Here is a 15,882-nt window from a genome sequence, read left to right on the forward strand (position 1 = left end):
ACCGTTCAGGGACAATCGCCACCGCTGCATCGCCGGGCATGAGCACATGCCGCTACACTCGCGGGCAAACCCCGGAGAGACCTGTCATGCCTTCCATTGTCCTGCGCGCCCGTCCACGGCTGCTGGCCTGTGCCGCCGTGCTGTTGTCCCTGTCCGCGCCCGCCCTGGCGCAGCGCGTGGTGGAGGGCGATCTGCAGCAGCAGATGTCACCGGCCGAGTTCAAGGCCGCCGGCCTGGACAAGCTCAGCGCCGCCGAACTGGCCTCGCTCAACCGCTGGCTGCAGGGCAAGGTCGAAGCCGCTGCCACCGAGGCGGTCGCCGCCGTGCGCGAGGAAGCGCGCGAGGAGGGGCGTCAGGAAGTGATCCGCAAGAACCGTGGCTTCTTCGACTTCGGCAGCAAGGAGCCGATCACCGGTGTGCTGCAGGGCGAGTTCCGCGGCTTCGGCAAGGGCCGCGTCTATTCGCTGGACAACGGCCAGCAATGGGAGCAGACCGACGCGACGTCAATTTCCGGTGTCCGCAGGCAATCACCCAAGGTCAGCATCACCCCGGGCATGTTGGGTGTGTGGTACCTGAAGGTCGAGGGCGTCAATACCCAGCCCAAGGTCCGCCGCACCAAGTAACGCGCGAGCCGTTTGAATGCAGCCGGGCACTGCCCGGCTGCACGCTTCATGCCTGGCGCAGTGCCGCCACCCGCTGCGCCAGCTTCTTGGCCGAGATGCCGGTGCGCGCCCCCAGTTCCTGGGCGAACAGCGAAACCCGCAGCTCCTCCAGATCCCAGCGCAGCGCCTGCCACTGTGGCCGCTCGCGCAGGCCCTGCTGTTCACCGGCAGCCAGCGCCTCCAGGAACGGATGCAGTTCCAGCATGCGCGCCTGGTCACGTGGTGGGTCGCGCTTGGCACGTTCGGTGCGAAGGATCATCGCCTTCAGGTAACGGGGATACTGGGCCAGCGCATCAGCCGGTGTGTCGCGCAGGAAGCCGGGGTGGATCAATCCCGCCAGCTGCGCTTCCATGTCGTCCAGGTTGCCCCGTGCCCAGCCCATCAACGGCGCTTCCAGCATCGGCTTCAGTTCCGCCACCAGCGCCAGGATGGTCTCGGCCAGCTTCAGCCGCGACATCGCCTCGCCAAACAGGGCCTTGGCTGCATGCTCGCGGCGCTGTTCGAAGGCCGCCGCATCGCGGATGCTTTCCAGTCCTTCGGCCAGCACGGCGTTCATCGCCGCATCGACCAGATCGCCTCGCAGGCGCTCCTGCGATTCGATCGCCGCATACAACAGGCCCGTCTTGGCACCGACCGGCAGCTGCTTGCGGGCCTGCTTGACCTTGTCGGCCAGCGCTATCTCCAGCAGGCGGCGCACGCCCAGTGGGTGGGCCTCCTCGGCCTGCTGGCGGTCGGCGAAGATGCGCAGGGCCACACTGTCACCCTCGTCCAGCAGCGCCGGATAGGCGGGCACGCCCGCCTCACCGGGTACCTGCAGTGGAATCGGCGCAGCCGGGAAGGTGCGCAGCCCATCGGCCGCCATCTCGCGACCGGCACGCGCGGCAAAGGCATCACCGGCTCGGCCGCCGAATCGCGCCCGCAACGCGTCGAGGTCACGTGAGGTGGCCAGCACCTTGCCCTGCTCGTCGCGCAGTCGCAGATTCATGTGCAGATGCGGCTCGATGGAATCCGGCTCGAAATCAGTCGCCGCGACTGGGGCGCCGGTCGCGCGCGACAGGAAGCGTGCCAGTTCGCCGGTGATCGCATCGGCACTGGCATTGGGGAACGCCTCATGGAACGCACGGCCGAAATCCGGGGCCGGCACATAATTGCGGCGCATCGCCTTGGGCAGGCTGCGGATCAGCGCTGCCGCCTTGTCGGCGACGAAGCCTGGCGCCAGCCAGCCCAACTGCACTGGATCGAGTGCGTTGAGCAGGTGCAGCGGCACCTCCAGGGTGACACCATCATCTTCGGCACCCGGCTCGAAACGGTAGTGCAGCGGCAGCCTTGCCTGGCCCAGCGGCAGATACTTCGGATAACGCTCCTGTTCGCTGCCTTCGCCCGGCAGCAGGTCCGCCAGCGTCCAGTGCAGCCCCTTGCGCTGTGCGGGCGGCAGTTCCTTCCACCACGCGTCCAGGCCGGATGCCGAATGGATGTGGGGGGGAACCCGGTCCAGATACCAGCGCGCCTGCCAGTTTTCATCGGCAACGATGCCAGCCCGGCGCAGCTTCGCTTCTTCCTCGCGCGCCACCTCCAGCACCTTCTGGTTGTCTGCCACGAAACTGGCGCGGGTGTTGATCTCGCCGGTCACCAGCGCCTGCCGCACGAAGATGTCGTGCGCCTCGCCGGGTGCGATGCGTCCGTAATGCACCGGCTTCTTCGGCGCCAGCACCAGACCGAACAGGCTGATCTGTTCCGATGCCAGCACCTGGCCCTGCGCACGCGACCAATGCGGGTCGAAGTGCTTGCGCAGGAGCAGGTGCGGCAGCTCGGCAATCACCCAGTCCGGCTCGATCGCCGCCAGGGTCATGCCCCACACCTTCTGCGTGTCGAGCAGGTTGGCCACCAGCAACCAGGGGGGTGGCCGCTTGGACAGCACGGAACCGGGGAACGGCAGGAAGCGGCGCTGGCGTGGCGCGAGGAAATCCCCCTTCTCGGTGCGATGGCCGATCTGCGTAGGCAGGCCCGCCACCAGTGCACGATGCAGCGTCTGATAGGCCGAAGCCCGCACGCGTTCACTGAAGCCGCCGCCGGCAGGCGCCTGCTCTTTCTGCGCCCGTGCCGCCACCGGCGCCGGCACGGCCTCTGCCTTGCCCTCGCGGGCCAGGCGGGCAGCGCGGTGCAGCTGGCCCCGCGTGGCTTTCACCGCTGCCGCGTCATCACGTGCGGCCGCCGGCGCACTGCTGCCCGCCAGCAACGGTGCCATCGATGCTTCCACGGGCTCTTCCTTCCAGCCCAGCTCCTCGCACAGCAGGCGTAGTTGGCGATGCAGCTCGCGCCACTCGCGCATGCGCAGGAATCCAAGGAAATGCCGCCCGCACCAGTCGCGCAGCTTGGACTGGGTCAGGTCTTCATGGGCCTGCCGGTAGGCATCCCACAGGCGCAGCACGCCGACGAACTCGGAGCGGCCGTCGGCGAACTGGGCATGCGCGGTGTCGGCGGCCCCCCGTGCCTCGGCCGGTCGCTCGCGCGGGTCCTGGATGCCCAGGAACGAGGCGATCACCAGCATCGGCCGCAGGCAGCCGGCCGCCTGTGCCGCCACCAGCATGCGTGCCAGCTTCACATCCACCGGCAGGCGCGCCATCTGCTTGCCGATCGCGGTCATGCGCCGCTCGCTGTCGATCGCGCCCAGCTCGGTCAGCTGCTGCCAGCCATCGGCCACCGCACGTTCGTCCGGTGCTTCCAGGAAAGGAAAATCCTCGATGCGGCCCAGACCCAACTGCAGCATGCGCAGGATCACCCCGGCCAGGCTGGAGCGGCGGATTTCCGGATCGGTGAACTCCGGCCGGGCCTGGAAATCGGCCTCCGCATACAGGCGGTAGCAGATGCCCTCGGCGATACGGCCGCAGCGGCCCTTGCGCTGGTTGGCGCTGGCCTGCGAGATCGGCTCGATGTGCAAGCGGTCAAGCTTGTTGCGCGGGCTGTAACGCTTGACGCGGGCGAAGCCCGGATCGACCACATAACGGATACGCGGCACCGTCAGCGAGGTCTCGGCCACGTTGGTGGCCAGCACGATGCGCCGGTTCGGCCCGGGGTTGAACACCCGGTCCTGGTCCTGGTTGGACAGCCGTGCATACAACGGCAGCACCTCGGTATTGCGGTACCGGCGTCGCTCCAGCGACTGGTGGGCGTCGCGGATCTCACGTTCACCCGGCAGGAAGATCAGCACATCGCCCCGCGCGTCCAGGCGCGTGATCTCGTCGATCGCCGACACGATCGCATCGTTGACGGTGCGTTCGCCCTCCTGCTCGCCCTCGCCTTCCAGCGCGCGGTAGCGCACCTCGACCGGATAGGTACGGCCCTCCACGCTGATCACCGGCGCGTCGTCGAAATGCTGGGCGAAACGGTCGGTGTCGATGGTGGCCGAGGTGACGATCAGTTTCAGGTCCGGCCGCTTGCGCAGCAGCTGCTTCAGATAGCCGAGCAGGAAGTCGATGTTGAGGCTGCGTTCATGCGCTTCATCGACGATGATCGTGTCGTAGTTCGACAGCCAGCGGTCGCTGGCGATCTCCGCCAGCAGGATGCCGTCGGTCATGAACTTGATGCGGCTGTCCTCGCTGACCTTGTCGTTGAAGCGCACCTGGTAGCCGACCAGCTGGCCCAGCTCGCTCTGCAGCTCCTGTGCCACGCGACTGGCCACCGCGCGTGCGGCGATCCGGCGCGGCTGGGTGCAACCGATCATGCCGGCCTGGCCACGGCCGGCGGCCAGGCACAGCTTGGGCAGCTGGGTGGTCTTGCCCGAGCCCGTTTCGCCCGCGATCACCACCACCTGGTGATCCCGGATCAGCGCGATGATGGCATCGGCTTCACGCGCAATCGGCAGCTGGGGGTCCAGAGTAATGGCTGGTTGCTGCTGCGCCCGTTTCTGCCGGCGCTGCACCGACGCCTGCAAGGCCTGCTCGAAGGTAGCAGCCAGTGCCGCATCCTGTGGCTTGGCCTGGCAACGCGAGAGCATCCCCAGCAAACGGCCCCGGTCGCGGCTCATTGCGCCGTCGATGGCGGCGCGCTGTTGGCGCAGGCGGGACTGCGGCATTTTGTCGATAGCGTTCATCAATCGGTTCGTTTAAAACTTTGAAAGCAAACAGTCGTCAAGACTGATTTATTGTGAAGACCAACGATTCCACAAGGAGGAACCCCATGGCGAAGACCAAGAGCCCGACCAAGGCCAAGACCGGCAAGCAGAAGCTTGCCGCTGCGGCGCCGTCGGCCCCCAATATCGATATCGGGATCACCCAGGGCGACCGCAAGAAGATCGCCGACGGTCTGTCGCGCTTCCAGGCTGACGCGTTCACGCTCTACCTGAAGACGCACAACTTCCACTGGAACGTGACCGGGTCGATGTTCAACTCGCTGCACACCATGTTTGAAACACAGTACACCGAGCAATGGGCGGCCCTGGACGATGTGGCCGAGCGCATCCGCGCGCTGGGCTTCAATGCCCCGGGCTCCTACCGGGAGTTCGCTGCGCTGACCTCGATCGCCGAGGAGCCGGGCCTGACCGACAGTGCGGACTGGCGGGAAATGGTACGCCAGTTGGTGGTCGCCAACGAAGCGGTCTGCCGTACGGCGCGTGAAGTGCTGGAGGTGGCGGCCAAGGGCGATGATGCCCCGACCGAGGATCTGATGACCCAGCGCCTGCAGACCCACGAGAAGTATGCGTGGATGCTGCGCTCCCTGCTGCAGTAAGGGTTGGGGGGTGTTCGGCAGGGCTGCGCCCTGCACCCGCAGAAGCAACTGCAACGGCAACGGCCGGAGCAAAAGCGGGTTTCCTGTGGGTTGGCGGGGTGGGTCCGGTTGCGGGGGACGCCGCAAGTACGTCCCTGTAGGCTCGGTCGCGCCATCCATGGCGCTCACGCCCCCGCAACCGGACCCACCCCGCCTTCGACAGATCTCCGCGAGCTGTCAGGACATGCCTTGGGGTCGGATCCGTTTTCCGCAGGAAAACGGATCCGACCCCATTCTGTTTGTCGATATCTGACAGATTTCATCCACGCGGGGCGTGGATGGCCCCACCGTCACCGGGAAACTGTCGAAGGTGGGGCGGTGTCGGAGTGCGGGGTGTCAGCCGCATGGATGCGGCTGCCAAGCCTACACGGACGTACTTGCGGCGTCCCCGCACTCCGACACCGCCCCACCAGACCGCGGATCAGCCCAGAGCCGGCTGTTGCCTTTGACGTTGCACTGGCTTGCAGCAGGTGCAGGGCGCAGCCCTGCCGAACCCCTGCCCCTCCCTCCGGGGTAAACTAGCGCGATGGCTTCCCGTCCCGCGCACGACCTGCTCAACCGCGTCTTTGGTTACGACGATTTCCGTGGTCCGCAGCAGGACATCGTGGAGCACGTGGCTGCCGGTCACGACGCCCTGGTGTTGATGCCCACCGGCGGTGGCAAGTCGCTGTGCTACCAGGTGCCCGCCCTGCTGCGCGACGGATGCGGCATTGTCATCTCACCGCTGATCGCACTGATGCAGGACCAGGTCGAAGCCCTGCGCCAGCTGGGCGTGCGCGCCGAATACCTGAACTCGACGCTGGATGTGGACACTGCCGGCCGCGTCGAACGCGAACTGCTGGCCGGCGAGCTGGACATGCTCTATGTCGCACCCGAGCGCCTGCTGACGGGTCGCTTCCTGTCCCTGCTCTCGCGCAGCCGGATTGCCCTGTTCGCGATCGACGAAGCCCATTGCGTGTCGCAATGGGGCCATGACTTCCGCCCCGAGTACCGCCAGCTGACGGTGCTGCACGAGCGCTGGCCGCAGATTCCCCGGATTGCCCTGACAGCCACCGCCGATCCGCCGACCCAGCGCGAGATCGCCGAGCGCCTGGACCTGCAGGATGCCCGCCATTTCGTCAGCTCCTTCGACCGCCCCAACATCCGCTACACCGTGGTGCAGAAGGACAACGCACGCAAGCAGCTGACCGATTTCCTGCGCGGCCATCGCGGCGAGGCGGGCATCGTCTACTGCATGTCGCGGCGCAAGGTCGAGGAAACCGCCGAGTACCTGCGCGGACAGGGCTTCAACGCCCTGCCCTACCACGCCGGCCTGCCCGCCGACGTCCGCGCGGACAACCAGCGCCGCTTCCTGCGCGAGGACGGCATCGTCATGTGCGCCACCATCGCCTTCGGCATGGGCATCGACAAGCCGGACGTGCGCTTCGTTGCGCATACCGACCTGCCCAAGTCGATGGAAGGCTACTACCAGGAAACCGGCCGCGCCGGCCGCGATGGCGAAGCGGCCGAAGCATGGCTGTGCTACGGCCTGGGCGACGTCGTGCTGCTCAAGCAGATGATCGAGCAGTCCGAAGCCGGCGAGGAACGCAAGCAGCTGGAGCGGTCCAAGCTCGACCACCTGCTCGGCTATTGCGAATCCATGCAATGCCGCCGCCAGGTGCTGCTGGCCGGCTTCGGGGAGACCTATCCCCGCCCCTGCGGCAACTGCGACAACTGCCTGACCCCGCCAGCGGCATGGGACGCGACGGTTCCCGCGCAGAAGGCACTGAGCTGCGTCTACCGCAGCGGCCAGCGCTACGGCGTCGGCCACCTGATCGACATCCTGCGCGGCAGCGAGAACGAGAAGGTGCGCCAGCAAGGTCATGACCAGCTCAGCACCTACGCCATCGGCCGCGACCTGGATGCAAGGACCTGGCGCAGCGTGTTCCGCCAGCTGGTGGCCGCCAGCCTGCTCGAAGTGGACAGCGAAGGCCACGGCGGCCTGCGCCTGACCGATGCCAGCCGCGACGTACTGAAGGGCCGCCGCACGGTGAACATGCGCCGCGAGGCTGCGACCAGCGCCGGCCGCGAACGCAGCGCGCAGCGCACCGGCCTGTCGGTCCCCCCGCAGGATCTGGCCCTGTTCAATGCCCTGCGCGGCCTGCGTGCCGAACTGGCCCGCGAGCAGAACGTGCCGGCCTTCGTGATCTTCCACGACAGTACCCTGCGCAACATCGCCGAACAGCGCCCCACCAGCCTGGACGAGCTGGCCCGGGTCGGCGGCATCGGTGGCACCAAGCTGAGCCGCTATGGTCCGCGCCTGGTGGAAATCGTGCGCGAAGAGGGGTAGCGCCGGGCCTCCTGTAGAGCCGAGCCCACGCTCGGCTGTTGCCGCAGAAGCAGCCAAGCGCGGGCTCGGCTCTACATTGGTGCCGCTCCAATCTTGAACCGGCCATTCAGCCGGAAGTGCATCCGGGCCCGCTTGCGGCTAGATTAGCGCCATGTCCCTGGCCTCGACCCTGCTCCGCGTCGTGCTCATGCTCAGCCTGTTGCTCAACGGGCTGAACGCGGCCATGGCCAGCGGTCATGAGGAGATGGGCCGCATGGCCCACGTGATGATGGCGACGATGGCGGGCGACGCCGACTGCCATCACCACGCCGCCATGTCCGCCGACGAGGCGCCGCAGGCCCAACCGGCGGCCCACGATGCGCATTGCCAGATCAAGGACTGCCTGCGCAGCTGTGCCCAGCATCCCCTGCTGGCGGTGCAGGCGCTGCCCTTCATGGCCGGTCCCAGCCTGTCGCTGACACCGCAGCCGATGCCGGCCAACGGCCGCCCGGCGCCGCCGTTGCCGCCACTTTCCCGCCCTCCCATCGCCTGATCCACACGCGTCGTGCGCCACGCGCACTCAAGCCGGCCCGCTGCCGGCGTCCTACCGTGTCTGGAGTCACCACCATGAATACCCGCATTCCCCCCGGCCCGGGCGCCCTGCCCATGCCGTCGCGCCGCCTGTTCGTTCAGGGTCTCGCCGCTGGCGGCGTGGTTGCCGGCATCGCCTCGGTCGGCGTGCCGCAGCGAGCGCTCGCTGCGGCCAGTGCCGCCCCGCGCCTGGCCGGCGCACCGGCCGTGCTGACCGATACCCGCCTGGAACTGGCCATCGGCGAATCGCTGGCCAACTTCACCGGTCGCACCCGGCCGGCGATCACCGTCAACGGCTCACTGCCGGCACCGATCCTGCGCTGGCGCGAGGGCCAGACCGTGGATCTGTTCGTACGCAATACGCTGGACCGCCACCCGACCTCGATCCACTGGCACGGCATCCTGCTGCCGGCCAACATGGACGGCGTCCCGGGCCTGAGCTTCAACGGCATCGGTCCCGGCGAGACCTACCACTACCACTTCCAGCTCAAGCAGTCGGGCACGTACTGGTATCACAGCCATTCGATGTTCCAGGAGCAGGCCGGCCTGTATGGCGCACTGATCATCGACCCGGCCGAGCCGGCCCCGTACCGGCACGACCGCGAGCACGTGATCATGCTGTCGGACTGGACCGACATGGACCCGGGTGCACTGTTCCGGCGCATGAAGAAGCTCGCCGAGCACGACAACTACTACAAGCGCACCCTGCCCGACTTCGTGCGCGATGTGCGCCGCGATGGCTGGTCCGCAGCGCTCTCCGACCGCGGCATGTGGGGACGGATGCGGATGACACCCACCGACATCTCCGACATCAACGCGCATACGTACACCTACCTGATGAACGGCACCGCGCCGGCCGGCAACTGGACCGGGCTGTTCCGCACTGGCGAGAAGGTGCTGCTGCGCTTCATCAACGGCGCCTCGATGACCTACTTCGACGTGCGCATTCCCGGCCTGAAGATGACCGTGGTCGCTGCCGATGGCCAGTACATCCATCCGGTCAGCATCGATGAGTTCCGCATCGCCCCCGCCGAGACCTACGACGTGCTGGTCGAACCCAGCGGGCAGGATGCGTTCACCATCTTCTGCCAGGACATGGGCCGCACCGGCTACGCGGCCGGCACCCTGGCCGTGCGCCACGGCCTGCAGGCGCCGGTTCCCGCCCGCGACCCGCGCCCGCTGCTGACGATGAGCGATATGGGTCACGACATGGGCGGCGGTCACGGCGGTCATGACATGGCCGCGATGAAAGGCATGGAAGGCGGCTGCGGCGCCAGCATGGGGCACGGCGCGCATGGCGGCGCGACGACCACCGGCAAGGCACCGCAGCACCCGGCCAGCGAACGCAACAATCCGCTGGTGGACATGCAGAGCTCGGCCACCGATCCCAAGCTGGACGATCCCGGCATCGGCCTGCGCGACAACGGCCGCCAGGTGCTGACCTACGGCGCGATGCGCAGCCTGTTCGAGGACCCCGATGGCCGCGAGCCCAGCCGTGAGATCGAGCTGCACCTGACCGGCCACATGGAGAAGTTCTCCTGGTCGTTCGACGGCATTCCATTCGCCAGCGCCGAGCCACTGCGGCTGAACTACGGCGAGCGCATGCGCATCGTGCTGGTCAACGACACGATGATGCAGCATCCGATCCACCTGCATGGCGTCTGGAGCGATGTGGAGGACGCGCAGGGCAACTTCCAGCTGCGCAAGCACACGGTGGACATGCCGCCGGGCACCCGCCGCAGCTACCGCGTGCGCGCCGATGCGCTCGGCCGCTGGGCCTATCACTGCCACCTGCTCTACCACATGGAAGCGGGGATGATGCGCGAAGTGAGGATCGAAGAATGAGACGCTCCCTTTCCTCCCCCAGCCTGCTGGCAATGGCCCTGACCGTCGCACTGCCTGCTTTCGCACAGTCGCACGCGGGCCATGACATGCCCACGCCCGCACCGGCACCGGCGCCGGCGCCGAAGACCAAGCAGCCCACTGCCGAAGACGCGGTTGATCACTCGAAGATGGATCATTCGACGATGGATCACTCGCAGATGGATCACGCGGCGATGGGTCACGGCACGTCCGCGCCGACCGAGCCGCGCGAGCCGATTCCAGTGCCCACCGACGCCGATCGTGCCGCCGCGTTCCCGCCCATCGCCCATGGCGCGATGGAGCATGCGCCGGAGATCAACAGCCTGCTGCTGATCGACCGCCTGGAGCATTGGGACGGCAAAAACAGCAACGGCCAAGCCTGGGAGGCCACCGGCTGGATCGGCGGCAACATCAACCGCCTGTGGCTGCGCACCGATGGCGAGCGCAGTGAGGGCCGCACCGAATCCTCGGCGGTGGAAGCACTGTACGGGCGCAGCGTGTCGCCCTGGTGGGATGTACTGGTGGGTGTCCGCCAGGACTTCCGCCCCGCCGATTCCCGAACCTGGGCGGCCATCGGCATCCAGGGCCTGGCGCCGTACAAGTTCGAGAGTTCGGCCACGCTCTATGCCGGCTCCGGCGGACAGCTGCTGGCCAAGGCCGAAGTGGAGTACGACGTGCTGCTGACCAACCGGCTGATCCTGCAGCCGCTGGTGGAGGCCACCGTGGCCAGCAAGGACGAACCGGAGTACGGCATCGGGCGCGGCCTGAACAAGGTCGAGGCCGGACTGCGCCTGCGCTACGAGTTCAGCCGCCGCTTCGCGCCTTACATCGGTATCACCCATGAGCGCAGTTTCGGCGATACCGCCGACTATGCCGGCGACCACGCGCGCGACACGCGCTGGGTAGCGGGCGTGCGCATGTGGTTCTAGTCGGCACAATGCGTGCAGCAGCCGGCCTCGGTTCAGACCGGGGCCGGCTACACTGCGGCACGTTCTTTCGCAGCTTGCATCATGGCCTTGCAGATCCGCCGCGCCACCTTCGCCGACGCTGAAGCGCTCTCAGCGATCGCCATCGCCACCTACACCGAAACCTGGGGCGACTCCTATCCGCCGCAGGATCTGCATGCGTTCCTGCACGCGCACTACAGCACGCAGCCGCAGCGCATCGAGCTGTCCGATCCACGCAGCGCGGTCTGGCTGCTGCTCGATGGCGATACGGTGGTTGGCTATCTGGCCGCAGGAGCCAACACCCTGCCGCATGTCGACGCCCGCGACGGCGACATCGAACTCAAGCGCCTGTATGTGCTGGCGGCGTACCAGAACGGCGGCCACGGGGCGCGCCTGATGGAGGCGTTCCTGCATTGGCTGGATACGCCGCAGCGCCGCACCCTGTGGGTCGGCGTCTGGGAGGAGAACCTCGGCGCACAGCGCTTCTACGCGCGCTACGGTTGCAGCAAGGCCGGCGAATACGACTTCATCGTCGGCGACAGCCGCGATCGCGAGTTCATCCTGCGCCGGGCCTGACGCCCCCGGGATCGCCGCTGCCCCGTGGGCCTGTCAGAAATCGAACAGGTCGGACAGGAAGCTTTCCTTCTTCTTTTTCTTGTAGCCGTAACCGTGCTGGCCACGGCTTTCGTCGTGACGCTGGCCAAGGTGGCGGGTATCGCGGTGCATCACCGGCGGTGGCACTGCCGCCGGTTGTGCCTGTGCTGGCGGCGGTGGCGGCACCGCCGCACCGGCATTGGCGCGCTCGATGATCTTGTCCAGTTCGCCACGATCCAGCCACACACCGCGGCAATTCGGGCAGTAGTCGATCTCGATGCCATGGCGCTCGGCCATCTGCAGGGTCTGGGTCTTGCACACGGGGCACAGCATCGGCATTGCTCCTGTCAGGTCTGATCTGGACTCTACCTGCCCTGCGATGACTGTCCGGCAACGCATGACCGATGGCAGGGGGACTTCCGGCGCGTGCCCTGCATCGCGCCGCCTCGCACACTGCGGTCTGGTCCCGCATGGAATGCGCTGATGAGTGTCCTGTCCCGCCTGCCGACTGCCGCCCGGATCCTGCTGGTCCTGCTGGGAACGGGCCTGGGGCTGAACGTACGTGACATCGCGGCGGCGCTGGGGCGGCCCATCCCCGGCCTGCCGATCCCCTATGGCGGCAGCCTGCTCGACAACGCCCTGGCGGTGCTGGTGGCCGTGCTGCTGGCCCTGCTGCTGCGTCCGCGCCACATGGGGTTGGCCGAAAGCCTCGGCCTGCGCGGCAACGGGATGCGCGGACCGCTATGGGTGCTGCTGGCCAGCCTGCCCTGCTGGGTGGGTCTGGCCGTGCTCGGCCGACCCAACACGGCGCTGACCGCCCTCGATGCGACGATGCTGGCCATTCTGTTCCCGCTGGCCGAAGAGATTCTGTTCCGCGGCCTGGGCTTCATTCTGCTGGTGAAGATCGTGCGCGGCCCGTGGCCCTTGCTCGCACTGCCGCAGGCCCTGTTGTTCGGCATGGTGCACTGGCTTGGATTCGGCGGTTTCGATGGCGGCGGGGTGGCGCTGTTCGTCGGTACGGTGATCACCTTGGGCGGCTTCGTCTTCGCCTGGCTGGACCGCCTGGATGGCAACACCCTGTGGTGCGGCCTGGTGCTGCATGTGTCGATGAACCTGGCCTGGAACGTGTTCAGCCTGGACGACGCCGTGGCGCTGGGTTGGCAGGCCACCAGCCTGCGCATCGGCACGGCTCTGCTGGCGGTCGCGGTCCTGGCCTGGGACATGCGCCGGCGCCGCCGTCTGTAACATCCACGTGGCTTGCCGTGCACGCCGGGATCACTACCGGATTGCGCATACTTGCGCGCCTTTTCACCGTCGCTGTCCGGAGTTGTCGCGTCATGTTGCTGTCCAAGCGCCACGTTGAACCGCGCGTCCTGCTGATCGAGGACGCGGAGGAGACCCGCGAACTGAGCCGCATGGCGCTGGAAAGCCAGGCCTGCCACGTGGTGGGGGTGAGCTCTGCCGAAGCGGCACTGGGCCTGCTGGCCGCCGGCGAGCGCTTCGACCTGCTGTTCACCGACGTCAATCTGGGCCCGATCAGCGGCATCGAAGCCGCCAACCGGGTCCGCGGCCTGCATCCCCAGCTGCCGATCCTGGTGACATCGGGCATGGACCAGCACGCCGTCCTGCCGCAGTTGCGCGACGGCATCCATTTCCTGCCCAAGCCGTACAACATGAGCGAGTTGCTCGATGCGATCCGCCTGTGCTTCCGCCACGCGGATGTGGGCGTATTGACCGAGCCGGATGCACAGGCGGCGTGAAGCATCCATCCACGCCCTGCGTGGATGACCTCCGCCGTCAACCGCTGCTGTACGGCCCGGTGCCCGGGAACACCCTCAGCAGCGCGCGCGTGATCACGTCCGGGTAGACCGTGAAGTGGTCCTCGTCATCGATCACCATGTTCTCCACCTTCAACGAACGCCCGCTGCTGCGCAGCTGCTCGGCGAACTCGGCGTTGTCGCGCAGCATGTCGTTGCGGGTGAAATAACGCGGCTCGGGCTTGACCGTTTCAAAGCTGCCTACCGACAGCACCACCGTGGTCGGCTGCGTCGGCGCCTTGGCCTCCGCCTGCATGCGCGGCACGCGATGATCATCGAACCACAGCGACGGACTGGACAGGATATAGCTACGGAACATGTCCGGGCGCGTGGTCAGCACATAGGCACCGAACAGGCCACCATAGGAATGGCCTGCATAGGCACGCCGCGCCGGATCGGTGCGGTAGCGCGCATCGATCATCGGCAGCACCTGTTCGGCAAGAAAGTCGCGATAGTGCGCGGCACCGCCGTAGCTGACGTCATCACTGTAGTCCCGCGGATCGGTACGTGCCGGGTCGCTGGGCGTGTAGTCGCGCGAACGGCTCTGCCTGGAGGTCAGCCCCTCCTGCGGCGGCAGCCCGACCAGGATGAAGTTCTCGATGTTGACGCCCTGCTGCCCCACCATGTGTCGCACGCTGCGCACCAGCGGGAAGCTGTACAGCGCGTCGGTCACGTACAGCACCGGATAGCGCTTTTCCGGATGTGCGGCGTAGTCGGCCGGCAACGCCACCCACACCGGGTAATCGCGGCCGACCGGATCGTGCACGCGCAGCGCCTCGGTATCCGGCAGCACCACACCCGGCGCGACGGTAGACGCGCTTTGCTTTGCCTCACTCTGCGCCGCCGGTGGCGCCACCGACATCGCACAGCCACTTACGGCCAGACAGGCCGCCACACTCCATCCACGCACACGCTGCATCCACACGCTCCCGTTACGGGCGGCGCACCGGATGGCGCCGCTGCCGCATCCTTGCATGCGGTGCACGCCGGTGCCAGTGCGGTCAGGGCGAAGCCGCTGGCGGCGCCGGGAACAGCGTGCGCAGTGCCTGCAATGCGGCCGGGTGATAGATCGTGGCGTGGGTTTCTTCCGGCAGCGGCAGGTACTTCACCAGCGGCGACGGCGACGGCTGTTGCAGCAGCGTGGCCAACTGCGCCGCGGAACTGGCCAGTTCCGGTTGCCCACTGCTGGCCAGGAATACGCGTGGCTTTGCCTGCGTCACCGCCGGCAGCTGCGTGGCTGCGCCGGCCAGCAAGGTGCCACGGTTCCACCACAGGCTGGGATCGAGCGCGATGTAGCTGTTGAACAGCGACGGTTCCTGCAGCAACGTCTCGACCACGAACAGGCCGGCCAGCGACTCGCCGATCAACGCACGCTCGTCGGTGGTCGGATAGCGCTGGCGCACCTGCGGCATCAGTTCATCGCGCAGGAAGGTGCGGTAGGCCGCCGAACCGCCGATGCGCGGCGCGATCTTCTGGTCCTGCGGGTCCTTGCTGGGGCCGGTCATGTCGCGGCGGCGCTCGGTGGTCTCGATGCCAACCAGCAGGAACGGACGCATGCCGCCGTTGCCGCTCAACACCTGCACCAGCCCCGCCACATGCAGGAAATCCTCGCCGATGCCGCCGTCGGGCATGTAGAGCACCGGCAGCGGCGTGTTCGGGTCCAGCCCCAAGGGCTGGGGGCGGTAGACATTGATGCGGCGGGTCTCGCCCAGCGCCTTCGATTCGAGGGTGAAGGTTTCGCCGATCACCAACGGGGTGGCTTGCGTTGTCTGTGTGGATGGGGCCGGCTCGGCGGCCATCAGTGGCGCGGCGGACACGGCGGACAACAACAGCGACAGCATGATGAAGCGCATGGGGAACCCGTCCTGGGAAAGAGGCCGAGCATAGCGCGAGGTCGCTGTAGATCCACGCCAAGCGTGGATGGATCACTGTAGAGCCGAGCCCACGCTCGGCTTGGCCCTGACGCGAACCGCAGCCGAGCATGGCTCGGCTCTACAACACGTCGCTCTGGCGCGGACGACAACATCTCGATCGTCGCAAATGCACCGATTTTCGAGGGTACGACTCGCAGGCCTTGCCATCGCTGCAGGCGAAAGTCACGCCCATTTTCCACGCGACACATCACGGCACGGTCGCCGCCACCCGCTGTTCTCGACAACTTCCAACGCGATAAACCGGGCGTAAGCATCAACACGTCGCGTGCTGTCGCTTGCCGCATCAGATGCGCCTGCGCCACCATCGGCGCGCGCCTTGGTTCCACATTTCTCTTCGGAGAATCCTCATTGAAATCCAAGCGTGTGCGTAATCACCATGCAGCACCACCGACAACGGGTGGC

General features: G+C 67.2%; 13 protein-coding genes. 9 read left to right on the plus strand and 4 right to left on the minus strand.

Annotated features, from left to right (window positions below):
• The first annotated feature begins 86 nt into the window (after nt 1–86).
• Entirely contained in the window at nt 87–623 is a 537-nt protein-coding gene (locus AC5P5M_RS03360) for a hypothetical protein (protein ID WP_128989723.1), read from the plus strand.
• Nucleotides 624–669: 46 nt separating this feature from the next.
• On the opposite strand, the gene hrpA is transcribed toward AC5P5M_RS03360, so the two are convergent.
• Entirely contained in the window at nt 670–4,752 is a 4,083-nt protein-coding gene (hrpA, locus tag AC5P5M_RS03365; protein WP_253118619.1) for an ATP-dependent RNA helicase HrpA, read from the minus strand.
• A gap of 86 nt (nt 4,753–4,838) precedes the next feature.
• Between hrpA and AC5P5M_RS03370 the strand changes: the two genes are divergently transcribed.
• The 6 genes from AC5P5M_RS03370 (at nt 4,839) to AC5P5M_RS03395 (ending at nt 11,711) form a co-directional block, all read left to right on the plus strand.
• On the plus strand, nt 4,839–5,387 hold the full coding sequence (locus AC5P5M_RS03370) for a Dps family protein (RefSeq protein WP_053518946.1): 549 nt from the start codon (nt 4,839–4,841) through the stop codon (nt 5,385–5,387).
• Between the two features lie 565 nt (nt 5,388–5,952).
• Nucleotides 5,953–7,755, plus strand: a complete 1,803-nt coding sequence (recQ, locus tag AC5P5M_RS03375; RefSeq protein WP_253120259.1) for a DNA helicase RecQ — start codon at nt 5,953–5,955, stop codon at nt 7,753–7,755.
• A gap of 151 nt (nt 7,756–7,906) precedes the next feature.
• Entirely contained in the window at nt 7,907–8,287 is a 381-nt protein-coding gene (locus tag AC5P5M_RS03380) for a CopL family metal-binding regulatory protein (protein WP_253120261.1), read from the plus strand.
• 74 nt (nt 8,288–8,361) lie between these two features.
• On the plus strand, nt 8,362–10,170 hold the full coding sequence (locus AC5P5M_RS03385) for a copper resistance system multicopper oxidase (protein WP_053520159.1): 1,809 nt from the start codon (nt 8,362–8,364) through the stop codon (nt 10,168–10,170).
• Nucleotides 10,167–11,117, plus strand: a complete 951-nt coding sequence (locus tag AC5P5M_RS03390; RefSeq protein ID WP_495205556.1) for a copper resistance protein B — start codon at nt 10,167–10,169, stop codon at nt 11,115–11,117. The genes AC5P5M_RS03385 and AC5P5M_RS03390 overlap by 4 nt, the downstream gene beginning before the upstream one ends.
• 81 nt (nt 11,118–11,198) lie before the next feature.
• Nucleotides 11,199–11,711, plus strand: a complete 513-nt coding sequence (locus AC5P5M_RS03395) for a GNAT family N-acetyltransferase (RefSeq protein ID WP_065174771.1) — start codon at nt 11,199–11,201, stop codon at nt 11,709–11,711.
• A 33-nt stretch (nt 11,712–11,744) separates the two neighbouring features.
• On the opposite strand, the gene AC5P5M_RS03400 is transcribed toward AC5P5M_RS03395, so the two are convergent.
• On the minus strand, nt 11,745–12,062 hold the full coding sequence (locus AC5P5M_RS03400) for a TFIIB-type zinc ribbon-containing protein (protein WP_495205557.1): 318 nt from the start codon (nt 12,060–12,062) through the stop codon (nt 11,745–11,747).
• A 150-nt stretch (nt 12,063–12,212) separates the two neighbouring features.
• On the opposite strand from AC5P5M_RS03400, the gene AC5P5M_RS03405 reads away from it, so the two are divergent.
• Together AC5P5M_RS03405 and AC5P5M_RS03410 are read left to right on the plus strand one after the other, a co-directional pair.
• Entirely contained in the window at nt 12,213–12,974 is a 762-nt protein-coding gene (locus AC5P5M_RS03405) for a CPBP family glutamic-type intramembrane protease (protein ID WP_495205558.1), read from the plus strand.
• A gap of 92 nt (nt 12,975–13,066) precedes the next feature.
• Complete coding sequence (locus AC5P5M_RS03410; protein WP_495205559.1) at nt 13,067–13,489, plus strand: response regulator; 423 nt, start codon at nt 13,067–13,069, stop codon at nt 13,487–13,489.
• Between the two features lie 37 nt (nt 13,490–13,526).
• Here the strand turns inward: AC5P5M_RS03410 and AC5P5M_RS03415 are convergent, their stop codons facing one another.
• Both AC5P5M_RS03415 and AC5P5M_RS03420 read right to left on the minus strand, forming a co-directional pair.
• Complete coding sequence (locus AC5P5M_RS03415) at nt 13,527–14,465, minus strand: alpha/beta hydrolase (protein WP_065182599.1); 939 nt, start codon at nt 14,463–14,465, stop codon at nt 13,527–13,529.
• Nucleotides 14,466–14,547: 82 nt separating this feature from the next.
• Nucleotides 14,548–15,399, minus strand: a complete 852-nt coding sequence (locus AC5P5M_RS03420; RefSeq protein WP_495205560.1) for an alpha/beta hydrolase — start codon at nt 15,397–15,399, stop codon at nt 14,548–14,550.
• Between the last annotated feature and the right edge of the window lie 483 nt (nt 15,400–15,882).

This window comes from Stenotrophomonas sp. YJH_SMC_106-19 (assembly GCF_059368375.1).

Excerpts from the sequence above, each read along its gene's own strand:
- hrpA (WP_253118619.1), bottom strand. The coding sequence starts at position 4,752 with ATGAACGCTATCGACAAAATGCCGCAGTCCCGCCTGCGCCAACAGCGC.
- recQ (WP_253120259.1), top strand. The coding sequence starts at position 5,953 with ATGGCTTCCCGTCCCGCGCACGACCTGCTCAACCGCGTCTTTGGTTAC.
- AC5P5M_RS03380 (WP_253120261.1), top strand. The coding sequence starts at position 7,907 with ATGTCCCTGGCCTCGACCCTGCTCCGCGTCGTGCTCATGCTCAGCCTG.
- AC5P5M_RS03385 (WP_053520159.1), top strand. The coding sequence starts at position 8,362 with ATGAATACCCGCATTCCCCCCGGCCCGGGCGCCCTGCCCATGCCGTCG.
- AC5P5M_RS03420 (WP_495205560.1), bottom strand. The coding sequence starts at position 15,399 with ATGCGCTTCATCATGCTGTCGCTGTTGTTGTCCGCCGTGTCCGCCGCG.
- AC5P5M_RS03410 (WP_495205559.1), top strand. The coding sequence starts at position 13,067 with ATGTTGCTGTCCAAGCGCCACGTTGAACCGCGCGTCCTGCTGATCGAG.
- AC5P5M_RS03405 (WP_495205558.1), top strand. The coding sequence starts at position 12,213 with ATGAGTGTCCTGTCCCGCCTGCCGACTGCCGCCCGGATCCTGCTGGTC.
- AC5P5M_RS03390 (WP_495205556.1), top strand. The coding sequence starts at position 10,167 with ATGAGACGCTCCCTTTCCTCCCCCAGCCTGCTGGCAATGGCCCTGACC.
- AC5P5M_RS03415 (WP_065182599.1), bottom strand. The coding sequence starts at position 14,465 with ATGCAGCGTGTGCGTGGATGGAGTGTGGCGGCCTGTCTGGCCGTAAGT.
- AC5P5M_RS03395 (WP_065174771.1), top strand. The coding sequence starts at position 11,199 with ATGGCCTTGCAGATCCGCCGCGCCACCTTCGCCGACGCTGAAGCGCTC.
- AC5P5M_RS03370 (WP_053518946.1), top strand. The coding sequence starts at position 4,839 with ATGGCGAAGACCAAGAGCCCGACCAAGGCCAAGACCGGCAAGCAGAAG.
- AC5P5M_RS03400 (WP_495205557.1), bottom strand. The coding sequence starts at position 12,062 with ATGCTGTGCCCCGTGTGCAAGACCCAGACCCTGCAGATGGCCGAGCGC.
- AC5P5M_RS03360 (WP_128989723.1), top strand. The coding sequence starts at position 87 with ATGCCTTCCATTGTCCTGCGCGCCCGTCCACGGCTGCTGGCCTGTGCC.